We start from the raw sequence: 14,856 nt of genomic DNA, 5'->3' as shown, positions 1-14,856 counted from the left end.
ATTTCCCACCTTCTATCTGCTTGACACTAGTTTAACACACTAATCATTTTCCTACTTCATATGTACGTAAACCTTTGTATAATCGTTTCAAAAATGAGGCTTTCTTAATCTCCCTACAGATAAAAAAATCTGCACGACTTATCACGGGGTTGCCAGCCTTCAAGCTCTTATATACTTGAGATCTTTTGAAGGTTTACAACTTACCTGCGAAAAGCGTGCAGATTTTATTTGGTTAATACGATTGTTCATCTACAATTTCATAGCCACATGCTAATATGGCACGTTCTGCTAAAACGATTAATGAGTCGATATATTTGTCACTTAGTTTTAAATCTCGATTGACGATTGATAATTCAGTACATCCTAATACAATACGATCACAATTAAGTGCAAGCATTGCTTCTTCTATCGGCTGCCAATCCTCCCAAGAGACATCTTTTCCAGCCTTTACATAATCGTAAATAATAGACATGACTTTCTCTTTCATCACATCGTCTGGAACAACAGGTGTTATACCAAATTCCTCTAACGCATCTTGATACATGCGTGAGGTTAATGTACCCGTTGTCGCTAAAATCCCTACACTCTCTGCCCCTAAGTCAGAAGCTCGCTTTGCTGTTTCCCTTATCATATGTAAGACGGGAACTGGAGAACCTTCAACTATCTCATCATAAAAGGTATGTGCCGTGTTACATGGAATAGCAATCAGATTTGCTCCAACAGAAGCAAGCTTTTTAGCATCTGCGACTATCACTGGTACGGGATTTTCTTTTGTACTATCTAAAATAAAGGCAGTACGATCAGGAATATTCGTATCATTATCAATGATTGTATGTAAATGCTCCTGATCTTTCGTTGCCTTCGTACGTCTTACAATCATTTCACCGATAAACATCGTTGCTAGTGGACCAACGCCACCAATTATACCTAAAGTTTGTTTTTTCATTAGTTTGACAGACCTTTGTTGTTAAAATATTTCTTATATTGGCGATAAAAGCTTAAATTATCTAGTGTTATATTTAACCAACGCTTCGCATTCATATCCTTATAATTAAAGATGGAATCCGTAGCCATCCCTTGGCGAATAAGACTTTTCGCTTCAATCACAAGCTGTTCATTTTGTACATATTTAAAGAGGACACCATTCGGCACAATTGTCCAAAGATGCTTATTCTGAACATATGTTAGCTGTTTTTTACTTCCACGGATAAAATCATCCGCAACATATTGCATTAAATTATAGCCACTTGCTGTCACATAATAATTTGAAAGTTCATTATGTAATTCAATACTTAATAACTTATATTGACCGTCACGTTCATCGTACTTCATATCAAACGTGGCAAAGCCTTGGAATCGCATTTCCTCTAGAAACAATTTTACGCGGTCCATTAAGTCTTTATCGTATGCTGTCATGATGGCTACATAGCGACCAATCCCCTCTGGGGAATGCTCCTCTAAAATTGAGTTACCTACAGATAATAGCTGTACTTTACTATCTTGCCCAACATAAGCATTTACGACGTACATATGAGCATCTTCGCCAGGAATATATTGCTGTACCATTAAATCATCTCGGTATGCCGATTCCTTATAAATGGCATGGAAAATAGCATCCTTTTCGTCGTTATCTTTGGCAATATACACTTTTTTCTTGCCCGGAAAAATACATGTAGCATACTTTGTCATATTCAAAGGTTTAATGACAACTGGGAATTCAAAAGGGATGACAAATTCCTCGTAATCATTGACGGTGCAAACATGCATTGCCGGATAGTGAAAGCCGAACTTCGCACAAAGTTCATACATGCTCTCACGTGTTAATAGCTCGTTAGCAAGGTTTGCATCCACATAAGGAATTACAAAATACTCTGCTAGCTCCGCTTTATGTTGCACAATTTTTTTCACGTAAAATTCATCGCAGGCTAATAACAGCAATTTTTTACCTGCAAATTCCTCTGCAATTGCCTTTAACGCAACGATAAAACGTTCTTCAATATGGAGTTTTGGAACTTCACGAAATATTAATAAATCACTCTGCTGTATTTTCTCCATATTCGTATGATTTAATGCAAGTGGTTTAACGCCATAGGACTCGTAAAATGCTCTTGCCATGCCGTAAGCATTCATTTCATCTCCTAATAAAACCGGTAAAAAAGCGTGCTCAATGGCCATTCTACTCAACTCACTTTAGCTTTTATTAGGCTCTCACATAACGTGGGGGCATCCCCAGTAACAAGCCTTTTTTACAAGTGTATCATACTTTCCTTGTACGCCTTATAACTCTTCTTTGAATCATTTATGAACGGCTACAGCTTGTTCACCTAACTCTCTATAGCTTTTAAAAAACTGATCCACATTATAAGTGACAAAGCCTTTTAATGGGTCCATAACAACAACTTTATCGCCTAAATGCCCGGTTAAAACAACAGCATGCAAGTTCATATACGCGGCATGCGGCACTTTTTCACCTTCATAGATCCAGCCCTTAGCTAGCTTTCTTTGGGGCTCTGATAAATCTAATGTAACCCAAGTTACAACAGGGACTCCCTCCCGAACAAGCTGTAAAATTTCGTCCTGCGAGGCACCACTCTTATTTGTCACTCGTAAATCTGCCTGTTTATCTGCTATTACTGCCTCTGCGGCTTTGACAATCGGAGCTGCAAAGACATACATACCATGTGCTTTATCACGAGGATTTCCTGCAAAAGCCTGTGCCGGATTTGGACCAAATCGTTGTCCGCCTACATTGCTTATTGTTTGCTTTGGTAAATAATTATCAGCCATTTCCAGCTTCGTAACATCCAACCCATAATAATTTAATACAGCTGTTAACGATGTGATTTCACAGCCATGCGGTAATTCAGGATTTTGCATAACAACTGGTACATCCAGCTCTTGCTCGTCCCTTGAAAAATGTGTCTCCAATCGATAATACGGCTTTGTCGCATCATATGTAAAATTTTCGATTGTCGTATAACCATCATTTTTCGTACTATTTTCAAGCGTAGTTGCAGCTATAGCATATTTCCGTCCCGCTATTAGCTTCGAAAATATTGCTTCACCCTCTTCAGAGCCAACCGCATCCTCTACTACCTCACCTGACTCTACATCTGTAGCAGTTATATAAAGGTTAGGTATGGGCGCACCACTGTTAAACTCTACCGTTAACACAGTTAATCCTTTGTTTTGTATTTCCTGCTGCGAAAACGGATGGCAACCCGAAAGTAGTAGCATGATTATCATTAAACCTATTAGTAAAAGGCGTTTATCCCGCGTCCACAAGACAAATTCCGCTCCTATCTTGTTTGAAGACAATTACTTCAATTCTATTATTTCAATTTGTCGCAGACTCTATTATACGCTAATTTCATAGACGTTCCTATTTTTAACTTCTATTAGCGGTTGTCCAAACCCCTAAGAACACCACGTCCTGTAGCAATTTATCTGTGCGAAAGCGAAGCGACAACAACAACAACAACAACAACGAATAAGTGACCAATCATGCCGCTGCCGCTGCGATAGAACTACGCTTTCGCGCCGTTGACCTAAGCCTTGAACGCAATTGAGCACCAGGCCTAACATATTTCCTCTACACAAAAGCATCTCTAAATTTAGTGTGCGTCCGATTAAGGTATTACTTTGTTTGCTATTTTCGAATTTTCTCAAACCGTTTTACACGTTTGGCGTACTTACTCTTGGTCGTAATGTATGTTTCAAAACTTTCCCAGAAGCATTACGTGGTAATTCAGTTAAAAATTCAATTTCATGTGGCACTTTATACTTTGCCAGCTGAGTCCGACAATACGCCAATATCGCCTCTTCATCAGAAGACTTTCCTTCCTTCAATACGACAAATGCTTTCGGAACTTCGCCATATACTTCATGTGGAAAACCTACAACGGCTGCTTCTAAAATTTCTGGCAGTTGATATAAAACCTCTTCAACCTCGATAGGATAAATATTTTCGCCACCTCGAATGATCATATCTTTTTTACGATCAACAATATAGAGATAACCGTCTTCATCAAAACGCCCTAAATCTCCTGAATAGAGCCAACCATCTTTAATTGCTCTAGCTGTTTCTTCAGGATTACGTAAATAACCTTTCATGACTTGTGGCCCTTTGACACAAATTTCTCCTACCTCACCCGCTGGCACCGTTTCACCAAAGCTATCAACAACACGGACGTCCGTTTGGGCTAATGGTTTTCCTACTGACCCAATTTTTGTCAATGAATCGGCATCTAAAAGAGAAGTGGTGGCAGGAGTATTTTCAGTTTGTCCATACAGGTTTTGTACTTTCACATTAGGAAATGCCTCCTTCACTTGCTTAACAAGCTCATAAGGCATCGGTGCCGCTCCGTAACATAATAAACGTAAATTTTTAAATGTATGTTCCTTAAAGTTAGGTGTATTTAAAATAATTGTATACATTGACGGAACACCAAAGAAAATTGTTGAATCTGTAACGACTAATTGTTCTATTGTGTTTGTCGAAGAAAAAGCCTCTTCTATAACCATTGAACCGCCTTTATAAAACATCGGCATCGCAAATACATGAAGACCTGCACAATGAAATAAAGGCGTACAAATAAACATTCTATCCTCATTGGTCATATCCATTGAGGACGACCATATTTCCGCAGTTGATACAATATTTTGATGAGTTAGCATTACTCCTTTTGGTTTACCCGTCGTCCCAGAAGTATACATAACAACACTAGTATCATGAGGCTCCAATTTGACAGCTTTTCTTTGACCTGGATAGTTTTTAATGACGTCTTTCATCTCTTCGAGCCCTACAATATGTTGAAACGGATAGCCAATAGTTGCGAGTACATCCTCTAACCTTTCATCATTAATAAGCCCTTTAGCTTCTGAATGATTAAAAATAAATTCGACCTCTGGAGCTGCTAGTTTTGTATTAATGGGCATGACAACATAGCCCGCTAACTGAACACCGATATAAGCGATTAAAAATAAATCTGAGTTGAGCATATATAATGCAATTACATCATCTTTTTTAAAACCTTGCTCTTGTAAGTATGCAGCAAATGTTTCTGCACTTTTATAAAATTCACTATAGGATAGCTTTGTCCCATCGTAAACTGTTGCAATCCTATTTGGTTGCTGCATAGCATATTTTTGTAGAATATCTGTCATTAACATCGTCATCATAAGCCCCCAAAATTATTAATTCATGTCCCTCATACCATGTAGAATCGCTGTTAAAAATTCAGAAAATTACAATTATATTTTATCAATCTATGAAATTGTTGGCAATTTTTCTACACTTATTAAGGCTCATTTTGTTAAATCATTTGGCATGCGGAAAATTGAATGGAGGGAGACAGATGACTCTTTGGGATTAGCAATAGAGGAATGAAGGCTAAATACATCACGTCCTATGATAACGCCTTTGTGACCAACATCTATTGGCCTAAGTGGCTCATCGGACGATTCTAGGAAAGCATACAGCTCAGAACGGAAATCAACTCGGTTATGGTGATGAACCAAAATATAATCCATATGTAACTAAATATATTTATACATTTTACTTTTCTATCAATTTCTGTTAGGTGTATGATATTTGTATAATGATTAACTTCTTTCAACAAGTGTCTTTTGTAGCGAAAGCGTTGCCTCGAGATGAAAGCGGTTTTAAGTCACTTTTTAGTAGGTGTCCAAACACTTGTTGAAAGAAGTTAAAGCCCGGCGGATGTTACAGAATTATGCCGAGGCATAATTAATGAAAGGCATGATTAAAATGCTGTACGCACTTTTAGGAGATTTACATTCTAATATAGAAGATACTAAGGCGGTTCTAGCCCATATTCAGCAATGTGCGAAAGATGCAAAGGTATTGGGATTAGGTGATTTATACGAATGTACTGTAAGTAAGAAAAAGGCTCAAACAATGTCGGGTATACCGCTACAAAAAGCTGCAATAGTAGAAAATGATTTTGAAGTTTTACTAACATTCCCCTCTATTCGTGGCAATCAGGAAGAGCGTATTACACGTATAACTGGCATTGAACGTTTTACAGAGTTACCTGAAACAATGGAGATTGTTGGTGCAACACTTATGCATGGACATCAATTTAAATGGAGTGTTACTTGGCAACCAACATTTCCTCCATTTAGAAAATCGCTTCTTTTCTTCGGGCATAGTCATGAATCAGGTCTTTATCATCGCAATAAAAAGTTACCTATTCGTATTCGCTATGGCCAACCAATCGCATTACAAGAAAAGCAATACGGTATCAATGTTGGATCGGTTGTCGATCATCGAGAGTGGTGTCTTTACGATAGTAACAAACGAACAGTAACATTTATGTGCGCTCCTTCTGTTGAGAATGCTTGATTATTTTTCATCAAGAGTTTGAGTTTTGCTGATATACATCGTAGTCATAAAAAAACGCTAAAATCGACTTCGACTCTAGCGTTTTTTCACTTTGTAAATGTTCCGTTCAAACTAGCAATTCTCGCAATCCTTTAAAGCATCTAGTAATTTTTCCATTTCGCAAATACGATCGCACATAGTTTGAATCATATTTCGAAGGATTGGTATTAATTCTTGGCAAATACAGAACCTTAAAACGTTTTGCGCTAGTCGAACGCCCGCCTGATGGTGAACAATCATCGTTCGCAGAAAGTTTATATTAATATTATTGGAAACTGGCGGTAAACTCATTGCTTGGAACATAGCCCCAGTAATTTCCTTATAAGCACACATATAATCGTACAATTCACATTCCGAATTTTGTACGATACAGCATCTATTTTGTATCGCTTCGAGGCATTCAACAGTCTCCGTACTTGTTGCTATTATTTCTAACGCGAGATTTTGTACAAGTATATTTGTCGTGTATCGCAAAACATTTTCCGACAATCTAATAGCAGCTACTTGATGCGGTAATATTTGCTTAATAAAATTATCTGAAATACTACATGTAATTGTCACATAGGTCATGCCCTGCATCATTTTATCGAGGATCCTTTGGTTTTCCTCTAAATAAACCTTTGTTACATTACTGAGTACAACTGTTTTAGTCATTAGACACACTCCTTTCAGAGTAATATATGTCCGATAGGTTGTTGTGCGGTAGACAATTGTACCAACTGATCTCTATTGTTTCGTAACAGCATTAAAATATTTTTAACTTCTTTCAGCGAGTGTTTTCTTTAGTGACAGCGGCATTGTTTACCTGCGCGAAAGCGAAGCGACAGCAGCAATTATGTCGAGGTATAATTGATTGCACGAATGTTTAATCTTTTTCGTATGTATCCAAGCACTTTTGACAAATACATTGCTCTTTAGGTACTGCTTCAAGGATTTCTTTAGGGAAACTCTTTGTCATACACCAGCAATCCTTTTGCCCATTTACTACCCCACAATGATTATCTTGTCCACATAACGGGCAACGTTTTTCTTCCATTCGTACACCTCCATACATTTACTTTTCATTGTAAAATAAAGTGAAGTTTTAATCAGTGATTTTTTCATCCTTACAAAATAAAAATAGAGGAGTACTTTTCATACTCCTCCCCAATTAGCTTATTGCTTTTTCTCATGAATCTGTTGCTTTACTTCTTCGACATCTGTATCACTATATATTTCCGTACCAGCCCCGCCTCTTTGGGCTAGCAGCTTTTTCACTTCATTGTAAGATAACCCACCTTCTGCATTTTTTCTTTTTACTTCATTAATATTTGTTCCAGCAGAAGTAAACTGAGCTTCATTATGATCAGTCATACAAATCCCTACCTTCTATAATTCATCAGGCTGCAATTCAATCAATTCATCGCCTTCTCGTTCTACTTTTTTATTGAGCTCTCTAACCGGTATAGGATCAACCGTTTGCATATCTTCGTGTAAATCGAAAAGACTTATATTATCAGATTCTACCATGTCTGGCTTATCCTTACTCGCTAAGTTCATAAACATCTTTTTTTCATGTGGTATGTTTTTTTCTATGTCCATCATTACTCACTCCTTTACTTATAGCATGTGCAGTGTTGGACAAATCATGTGTCTTTCGTTTTCGAGCTTTTATCGATGCGATGATATTCAGATATTTGAATGACCCGAACATGTCTTGTATGCAGCTCATGATACATCCCTCTACTATCTGTAAAGGATATATATTGATCTCGTTCACTTCGAACTAATGCCTCTGCCTTTTCCTGTGATTCTATATGGATAAATCTCCTTACATAATGCAGTTCATCAAAAAAATAAGTAATTTTAAATTCTTTCATCTATATCTCCTCGAATACTGGATATGGCTTGTTACTGCTTATCATATCCAACTAACTGTAGTTGCTATCCTTATAAAAATATAAAGGTATTTTCTATTTCTTCGGCATAACCTGTATTAAAGCAACCACTTTATAGGAGGTGATGATTTTGATCCATACAGTTAGAGCAGGCGAAACCTTGTCCCAAATAGCTAGAAATTATCGTACGCCATTAGCGTCCATAATGGCTGCTAACCCAGGGCTAGATCCGAATGTACTTTATATAGGACAACAAATTGTTATACCTGGATTTCCTAATCCAAATACTATCCCTTATAGAATAGATATTTCTACTGAAAATCGATGGCTACGGTTATATAAGGATAATGTTCTTCAAAAGCAATACCCAATAGCAGTCGGTAGGATGTTACATGATACACCTACTGGCCATTTTATAATCATTAACAAGGATCCAAATCCTGGTGGTCCGTTTGGGACAATGTGGATGAGTTTATCTAAAGAACATTACGGAATTCACGGAACTAATAATCCTAGCTCAATCGGTCATGCCGTTTCACGTGGCTGTATCCGCATGCATAATAAGGATGTCGAAGAGCTCGCAAGCATTGTTCCAATCGGTACTGGAGTTTTTATTCATCCATAAAAATCTGCCAGACTAAAAACATTCCTCAGATTTTATCGGAATGTTTTTTAGTTTTATCGGTACATTTTATGCTGATTTATCGGAATAAAAAAGGCAACCTGAAACCTTCAGATTGCCCTCATTTTATCAGCGATTTTTTGATGTTTATCAGCGATTTATCTGGCATCACTTTTTGCAAATTAATCTTCACCTCTAGATTGTGCAAGCTTCGATAAATAGTATTGCTCCTCTCTTAGCATATGATCCGCCATTAGAGCTGTAAATGTACCTAATACTTCTGCACTTAACTCCATCTCCTCTAACTCCCGTAAAAAAATTTTGAATAATCCCATTTCTATTTCCACATCATGATTAAAGCGAGTTAATGCGGGGAATGAGTCTATATTTGAACGCAAATATCCTGTAAGCTCCACTGCTTTCAAATAAAATTGTTCAAAATGTTGAGCAAAGGTAGTACTTTTTTGCCTCAACCTTCTTTCTACACCATCCAAATCGTCATGAATGATACCTGCATGTCCTGATGCATCTAACAGCCAGAGTAAATGATGATGTAGCTCATGAAAGATTGGCGGGACTTCCCCCTTCTTCAGATAGCTAAGTACATTTTGATACTCCTCTAATTCATTCACCATATGATTAATAAAGGTAGGTGGTAGATGGATATTAATATTTCCCGTTAATTGCTTTCTAAGCAAATAAAATTTAAATTGCTTTAGTTGTTCTACAGCTTCATCGACTGTAAGTGAGAAGGAAACCGCATTATTGGCATCTATCGAATTAACATAAGCAAGAAGCTGAGAAAATTTGAGAATAAATGCGCTTGCTCTTTTAATATCCTCTGTTTCCGATGGATACAAGGAATCATGAATAAATTGAGAATGGTCTTTCAATATCCTTAGCCAAAACCTATGTTCAAACACCGCATGTTGTAAGTAATTCGACAACCAGTCACATCCCCTTTATTCTATACGTTCTTCTATTCTATTCTTCATGAAAATCTAATATTAATGCTTAATCTCAAATTGTCTTTTCGTATAGGATGAAACGCTTAAAGCTATACTACTAATGCTGAATTTTCATTAAAAGAACATACTGAAAAATTAGGAGGGGATATGCTTGTCCACAAAAGACAATACATTATCGATTTTCGCCTTAGGTGGCATTAATGAGATTGGCAAAAATATGTATGTAGTACAGTACGGGAATGATATTTTAATTATCGACTGCGGCGCTAAATTTCCAGACGAAAGCCTACTAGGTATCGATTTAATAATTCCTGACATTACGTACCTACTGGAAAATAAAGAGAAAATCAAAGCATTAATTGTGACTCATGGACATGAGGATCATATCGGCGGAATCCCTTATCTGTTAAAAAAAATAAATGTCCCTATTTATGCAACACGTTTTACTCTTGGCTTAATCGAGCTAAAGCTGAAAGAACATAAGCTTTTAAGAGAGACAGAATTAATAGAAATTCGTTCCGATTCATCATTAAATTTCGGACAAGTTGATGTTGGTTTCTTTAGAACAAACCATAGTATACCTGATTGCTTAGGAATCGTTATAAATACACCCGAAGGAAATGTAGTACACACTGGAGATTTTAAATTTGATTTAACGCCTGTCAATAATCAGTTTGCAGATATTCATAAAATGTCCGAGATAGGATCAGAAGGCGTATTAGTACTTATTTCTGAAAGTACGAATGCTGAACGACCTGGGTTAACTCCTTCAGAGAAGCTTGTCGGTAATCATATAGAAGATGCATTTTTACATGCCGAGCGTAAAATCGTTATCTCTACTTTCGCTTCTAATGTTAATCGCATACAGCAAATTGTAGATGCAACGATTACTACAAATAGAAAGCTTGCATTACTTGGTCGGAGTATGGTGAATGTTGTAGATGTTGCGCTTGAGCGAGGCTATTTAAACATTCCAGAGGATATGTTAATAGATGCACGCGAGGTGAAGTATCTTCCACCCGAAGAAGTTGTTGTATTATGTACGGGTAGTCAGGGTGAGCCATTAGCTGCACTCTCTCGCTTAGCAAGTGGAAATCATCGTGAAGTGAAAATTTTACCTGATGACACAGTTATTTTAGCTTCATCCCCTATTCCAGGGAATGAAAAGGGTGTTTCACGGATTGTTGATAATTTGTTTCAGCTAGGTGCGAAGGTTATTTATGGCTCGGCTAGTCATACAGGTATGCACGTTTCAGGTCATGGCTACCAGGAAGATTTAAAACTAATGCTGACGCTAATGAAGCCCAAATTTTTTATTCCGATTCATGGTGAATTCCGTATGTTACATCAGCACCGTTTGTTAGCTGAGTCCGTTGGTGTCAAAAGAGGGCATACGTTTATTATGAAAAACGGGGATGTTGTGGATATTGAAAATGCAATGGCTAGGCAAACACGTAAAATCCCTTCAGGTGATACGTATGTCGACGGTATCGGTATTGGTGAAGTCGAAGGAATTGTTTTACGAGATCGCAAACAGCTATCAGAAGACGGTATGCTTGTTATCGTTATAACACTTAATAAAATAGATGGCGCCTTTATTTCAGAACCAGATACAATTTCGCGAGGCTTTGTTTATGCCAAAGACTTTGAGGAGCTGTTAACGAAAGTAAATATTCTCGTCAAAGAAACGGTAAATGAGCTTCAGGAAGAAAGTAAGCAGCCAATCCATGTCTTAAAAAGAGAAATCAAAAGAGCTGTCGGTCAATATCTATTTACACAAACAAAAAGAAAACCAATGATTTTACCAATAATTATCGAAATTTAACTCAGCATATGTTTTATGTAACGGCAGTTACAAAAGTAGCGGCAGCTACATTGTTCTTTTGCGCGAAAGTAAAGCGGAAGCTGCAGATGTCTTTTTAAAAGCATAGCGACAGGTACAATTATGCCTCGGCATAATTGATGAAAGTCGGTGTGAAAGATGTTGACCTTTTACACCGACTAAATTTATTTTATCTAATTCCAGTGAAGATGAAGAACTGATTATTGTGCAATTTTATTTAAGTTCACCCTTGAAAATTTTATGTAGCATAACATCATAAAGATGCTGAGCCTGATTAAACCCATGATGTAAACTTTTTGAATGATTTTCTATTTGCATCGAGAAATTGTGAAAATTCTGTGGTAACACTTCTACAGCTGTCATTAAAGACTCTTTATTCTTTAATAAAAACTGAATCTTATTTAAAATTTGCACCATTTTCTGTTGGACAGCTAACATCGGGATATCTATAGGTATATCGTACAAATGATGCCATTCTTTATGAATTTGATACCATTTGAGAAAGTGTAATAAATAATCACTTAAAATAATTGTTTCATTTGGAATAATAGCGACGATATCATTTGCAATACACATTTCAGTTTCGCATTGATAAATATATTTATTTGCTTCCTTCATATTAGCTTTCGTAAGAATGATGGTTTTAGCTGGTACTAGTGAACACTTTAAATGTTCTTTCAATGTAATATTAACTTTTGGTAATTGGTCAATATCACCATTTAGCATTAACTTTTTTAAACTTTCTTCTGTAATTAGGGGTACTCCGACGTTTGGAAAATACTTTTTCTTCGGTACTATTTTTCCCTCTTCTATTTTAGCAACTTCATCTAATCGATAACGCTTTACCATGCATGGAATCCTCCAATCCTTAACTAGAATTAGCTGTACTCTAAAACAAGCTTCTGAAGAATAAATCAACACCGTTTTACACATGGCTTTTCTCTCAATAAAAACTTACCATTAATCATTGTACCATTTTATTATAACATTATCTCTATTATACCACTATAATGGTATAGGCATTTTTAATGTTTTTCACTAGCTTTTTACATAGAGGTGAATCATATGTCAGACTTTTTAAAGCTAGTAGGCGAACAACTCCGTATTATTAGGGTATCTAAGGGGCTTAGTCAGGAAGAAGTAGCAGAAAAAACGGGGAAACTAGGTTTTAGTAAAGGACGAATCTCAAACATTGAACACGGACAGTCTAATATCACATTAAGCACTTTAGAAACGCTAATGAAAGCATTAGATATTGCCCCTGAGGAGCTTTTTAATTTTCAAAAATTATCCGGTGTTACTGATATTGAAGAAAAGAACCTTGTGCTTGACATACATCGATCAGTATTAAGGGAGCGCAATTTAGACGAAGTGAAATACGTAGTACGCATTACGAAGGATTTTTTAGATACTATTGATTCACAATCAAAGAAAAACAGCTCCAATAGTCAATAACGTTGGAGCTGTTTGATGGCTAGCCAAAAATTATTTTTTAACAAATATCATCCATAACTTTTGGTGATGAGCCTGTTTTATCATGGTGGCATGCCATTGTTTTAACCATATAAAAGATCCATTTAGTCTACAACCAAATGGATCTTTTTATTACATTCCAAACTTTTGACGATAGCCACATTTTCTGCATAGCTCTTCTACAGCTTCTCTACGTGAAAATCCGTCGACAATATTATTTGCACGTTCTCCTTGAACAATGTCTGTAAAGGATTTCTCATTCACATTCCCCAAATTAATAACGCCCTCACCATCAAGACAGCAAGGCACTACTGTACCGTCCACTAAAATAGCGGCTTGGCTTCGAAGTGCATGGCAAAAGCCTTTGCCTTCATCCTCCGCTTCTAGTAAGCTTGGCCACTTAAATTCATGATCCTGATTTAAATAAATATTATTAGCAATCTTTACACCTTTACCAGGCTGCACTTTTTCTTCGATGCGATAATCAAGATTATATTCATTTTCTAAAATTTCGAGCGTTTCACGATTTCTCCGTGCCGCAATATCTGTTAAATGATCCTTTTGTAAATTCCATAATCGATATGAAATAATCGTATTATAGTCTTTCGAAGCACGCACAAAATCTAATATATCCCCTAAATATTTCTCACGATTTTCCGATCCCTCATGACCGTCGAAACTATGCAAAGAAAAATTAATTTGGCGTAAGGCTGGTTTCCCTAGTATCTTTTCACGATTCTTTTTAATCAGCGTACCGTTCGTTGTAATGTTAACTTTAAAACCTTTCTCATGTGCTGCATCAAGTAGCTGATCAATACGTGGGTGTAAAAGTGGCTCTCCTTTTACATGCAAATAAATATATTTCGTATGAGGACGTATTTCATCCAATATTTTATTAAATTGTTCTACTTTAATAAGTCCCTTTGCACGAGCAGTTGGAGGACAAAAGCTACATGCTAAATTACAGACACTCGTTATTTCTATATAAACCTTTTTAAATGTTCTCAACGTTGTTTCACCGTTCCAGTTCTTCTTATATTCAAATCCTATTCATTTTATCAAATTTTACGATAAGGAACAGTTTTTCAGTCTCCATCCCCTCACATTATTTATATATTTTAGGGCTACATGAACAGGTAAGCTAAAGAAAGATTAATAACTTAATAGTAATGCTAAAATAAAGGAGGTGAAAATTATGCCTAATAATGAACATTCAAAAGATCCATCTAAAAATCATATTACCATCCATCTTACTATTAATATTGGCAATAAAGAAATCCATTTTGAACAAAGGGCTGAAGGTGGAGGACAAATAAATAAGGATGTAGGTACTAATGCCAACCAAGGCGGTCAAAATGCCATAAATGGCAGTACTAGAAATATAAACTCCCAATTTGCTGATGGAAACGGCCGAAGCGGTATTGCTGGTGACGATAACGATGAAGCTGGCGGACAACAAGGCATAAAAGTAAGGGACAGTAGAGTTATCGACAGCGATATTCATTCATCTTCGAATCATAGTGAAAGTAGTGAAGATGAGAATAACAACGAATAAAGTTGACCGCGCTCATCGAACTCCCCAGGAAAACGCCCTGGCGGAACAGAAATTATGGCGATGAACGTTGATTCTAGACTGTAAAAAACTTCTATCTGCAGGGATATTTCAT

The 14,856-nt window shown here is 36.7% G+C and carries 17 protein-coding genes; 5 read left to right on the top strand and 12 right to left on the bottom strand.

Features of this window, described 5'->3' with window-relative positions; genetic code table 11:
* Positions 1 to 232: 232 nt before the first annotated feature.
* From cuyB to ACIQZA_RS18610, 4 genes are all read right to left on the bottom strand, one after another.
* Positions 233 to 946 (bottom strand): cysteate racemase, encoded by a 714-nt coding sequence (gene cuyB, locus ACIQZA_RS18625; RefSeq protein ID WP_402883318.1) that lies wholly within the window; start codon positions 944 to 946, stop codon positions 233 to 235.
* Entirely contained in the window at positions 946 to 2,175 is a 1,230-nt protein-coding gene (locus ACIQZA_RS18620) for a carboxylate--amine ligase (RefSeq protein WP_402883320.1), read from the bottom strand. Before ACIQZA_RS18620 ends, cuyB begins: the two co-directional genes overlap by 1 nt.
* Before the next feature lie 120 nt (positions 2,176 to 2,295).
* Positions 2,296 to 3,285, bottom strand: a complete 990-nt coding sequence (locus tag ACIQZA_RS18615) for a C39 family peptidase (protein WP_402883323.1) — start codon at positions 3,283 to 3,285, stop codon at positions 2,296 to 2,298.
* Positions 3,286 to 3,675: 390 nt separating this feature from the next.
* A complete protein-coding gene (locus ACIQZA_RS18610) occupies positions 3,676 to 5,178 on the bottom strand; it encodes a class I adenylate-forming enzyme family protein (protein ID WP_402883368.1) in 1,503 nt (500 codons plus the stop codon).
* A 592-nt stretch (positions 5,179 to 5,770) separates the two neighbouring features.
* Between ACIQZA_RS18610 and ACIQZA_RS18605 the strand changes: the two genes are divergently transcribed.
* A complete protein-coding gene (locus ACIQZA_RS18605) occupies positions 5,771 to 6,367 on the top strand; it encodes a metallophosphoesterase family protein (protein WP_402883369.1) in 597 nt (198 codons plus the stop codon).
* Between the two features lie 111 nt (positions 6,368 to 6,478).
* On the opposite strand, the gene ACIQZA_RS18600 is transcribed toward ACIQZA_RS18605, so the two are convergent.
* The 5 genes from ACIQZA_RS18600 to ACIQZA_RS18580 form a co-directional block, all read right to left on the bottom strand.
* A complete protein-coding gene (locus ACIQZA_RS18600) occupies positions 6,479 to 7,060 on the bottom strand; it encodes a DUF305 domain-containing protein (RefSeq protein ID WP_142510128.1) in 582 nt (193 codons plus the stop codon).
* A 211-nt stretch (positions 7,061 to 7,271) separates the two neighbouring features.
* Complete coding sequence (locus ACIQZA_RS18595) at positions 7,272 to 7,442, bottom strand: cysteine-rich CWC family protein (protein ID WP_142510127.1); 171 nt, start codon at positions 7,440 to 7,442, stop codon at positions 7,272 to 7,274.
* 119 nt (positions 7,443 to 7,561) lie between these two features.
* Positions 7,562 to 7,759, bottom strand: a complete 198-nt coding sequence (locus tag ACIQZA_RS18590; RefSeq protein ID WP_400939598.1) for a gamma-type small acid-soluble spore protein — start codon at positions 7,757 to 7,759, stop codon at positions 7,562 to 7,564.
* A 15-nt stretch (positions 7,760 to 7,774) separates the two neighbouring features.
* Positions 7,775 to 7,987: a hypothetical protein gene (locus tag ACIQZA_RS18585; protein WP_402883371.1), complete on the bottom strand. Its 213-nt coding sequence runs from the start codon at positions 7,985 to 7,987 to the stop codon at positions 7,775 to 7,777.
* Positions 7,988 to 8,031: 44 nt separating this feature from the next.
* A complete protein-coding gene (locus ACIQZA_RS18580; RefSeq protein WP_142510125.1) occupies positions 8,032 to 8,265 on the bottom strand; it encodes a hypothetical protein in 234 nt (77 codons plus the stop codon).
* Between the two features lie 148 nt (positions 8,266 to 8,413).
* Here ACIQZA_RS18580 and ACIQZA_RS18575 point away from each other — a divergent pair, with 148 nt between their 5' ends.
* Complete coding sequence (locus ACIQZA_RS18575) at positions 8,414 to 8,908, top strand: L,D-transpeptidase family protein (RefSeq protein WP_132363416.1); 495 nt, start codon at positions 8,414 to 8,416, stop codon at positions 8,906 to 8,908.
* A 179-nt stretch (positions 8,909 to 9,087) separates the two neighbouring features.
* Here the strand turns inward: ACIQZA_RS18575 and ACIQZA_RS18570 are convergent, their stop codons facing one another.
* Positions 9,088 to 9,852 carry a DUF2935 domain-containing protein gene (locus tag ACIQZA_RS18570; RefSeq protein WP_400939605.1) on the bottom strand — a complete coding sequence of 255 codons (765 nt, stop codon included), beginning with the start codon at positions 9,850 to 9,852 and terminating at the stop codon, positions 9,088 to 9,090.
* A 172-nt stretch (positions 9,853 to 10,024) separates the two neighbouring features.
* Between ACIQZA_RS18570 and ACIQZA_RS18565 the strand changes: the two genes are divergently transcribed.
* A complete protein-coding gene (locus ACIQZA_RS18565) occupies positions 10,025 to 11,698 on the top strand; it encodes a ribonuclease J (protein WP_402883329.1) in 1,674 nt (557 codons plus the stop codon).
* A 231-nt stretch (positions 11,699 to 11,929) separates the two neighbouring features.
* Here the strand turns inward: ACIQZA_RS18565 and ACIQZA_RS18560 are convergent, their stop codons facing one another.
* A complete protein-coding gene (locus ACIQZA_RS18560; RefSeq protein WP_402883331.1) occupies positions 11,930 to 12,565 on the bottom strand; it encodes a restriction endonuclease subunit S in 636 nt (211 codons plus the stop codon).
* A gap of 216 nt (positions 12,566 to 12,781) precedes the next feature.
* Between ACIQZA_RS18560 and ACIQZA_RS18555 the strand changes: the two genes are divergently transcribed.
* The gene (locus ACIQZA_RS18555) at positions 12,782 to 13,171 is read left to right on the top strand and encodes a helix-turn-helix domain-containing protein (RefSeq protein WP_142510121.1); all 390 of its coding nucleotides are present in this window, start codon (positions 12,782 to 12,784) and stop codon (positions 13,169 to 13,171) included.
* A gap of 150 nt (positions 13,172 to 13,321) precedes the next feature.
* Here ACIQZA_RS18555 and ACIQZA_RS18550 read toward each other — a convergent pair whose 3' ends face one another.
* A complete protein-coding gene (locus ACIQZA_RS18550; RefSeq protein ID WP_400939613.1) occupies positions 13,322 to 14,197 on the bottom strand; it encodes a radical SAM/SPASM domain-containing protein in 876 nt (291 codons plus the stop codon).
* Positions 14,198 to 14,384: 187 nt separating this feature from the next.
* On the opposite strand from ACIQZA_RS18550, the gene ACIQZA_RS18545 reads away from it, so the two are divergent.
* Complete coding sequence (locus ACIQZA_RS18545) at positions 14,385 to 14,744, top strand: hypothetical protein (RefSeq protein ID WP_402883332.1); 360 nt, start codon at positions 14,385 to 14,387, stop codon at positions 14,742 to 14,744.
* Positions 14,745 to 14,856: the final 112 nt, after the last annotated feature.

Origin of the sequence: Lysinibacillus sp. NPDC096382 (assembly GCF_044762845.1) — a bacterium.
Taxonomy (GTDB): Bacteria; Bacillota; Bacilli; order Bacillales_A; family Planococcaceae; genus Lysinibacillus.
This window is presented reverse-complemented; position numbering and strand designations above follow the sequence as displayed.

Bases quoted from the DNA above. Each gene is read 5' to 3' on its own strand.
- ACIQZA_RS18560 (WP_402883331.1), bottom strand. From the start codon at position 12,565: ATGGTAAAGCGTTATCGATTAGATGAAGTTGCTAAAATAGAAGAGGGA.
- ACIQZA_RS18555 (WP_142510121.1), top strand. From the start codon at position 12,782: ATGTCAGACTTTTTAAAGCTAGTAGGCGAACAACTCCGTATTATTAGG.
- cuyB (WP_402883318.1), bottom strand. From the start codon at position 946: ATGAAAAAACAAACTTTAGGTATAATTGGTGGCGTTGGTCCACTAGCA.
- ACIQZA_RS18605 (WP_402883369.1), top strand. From the start codon at position 5,771: ATGCTGTACGCACTTTTAGGAGATTTACATTCTAATATAGAAGATACT.
- ACIQZA_RS18600 (WP_142510128.1), bottom strand. From the start codon at position 7,060: ATGACTAAAACAGTTGTACTCAGTAATGTAACAAAGGTTTATTTAGAG.
- ACIQZA_RS18590 (WP_400939598.1), bottom strand. From the start codon at position 7,759: ATGACTGATCATAATGAAGCTCAGTTTACTTCTGCTGGAACAAATATT.
- ACIQZA_RS18585 (WP_402883371.1), bottom strand. From the start codon at position 7,987: ATGGACATAGAAAAAAACATACCACATGAAAAAAAGATGTTTATGAAC.
- ACIQZA_RS18545 (WP_402883332.1), top strand. From the start codon at position 14,385: ATGCCTAATAATGAACATTCAAAAGATCCATCTAAAAATCATATTACC.
- ACIQZA_RS18610 (WP_402883368.1), bottom strand. From the start codon at position 5,178: ATGACGATGTTAATGACAGATATTCTACAAAAATATGCTATGCAGCAA.
- ACIQZA_RS18620 (WP_402883320.1), bottom strand. From the start codon at position 2,175: ATGGCCATTGAGCACGCTTTTTTACCGGTTTTATTAGGAGATGAAATG.
- ACIQZA_RS18580 (WP_142510125.1), bottom strand. From the start codon at position 8,265: ATGAAAGAATTTAAAATTACTTATTTTTTTGATGAACTGCATTATGTA.
- ACIQZA_RS18595 (WP_142510127.1), bottom strand. From the start codon at position 7,442: ATGGAAGAAAAACGTTGCCCGTTATGTGGACAAGATAATCATTGTGGG.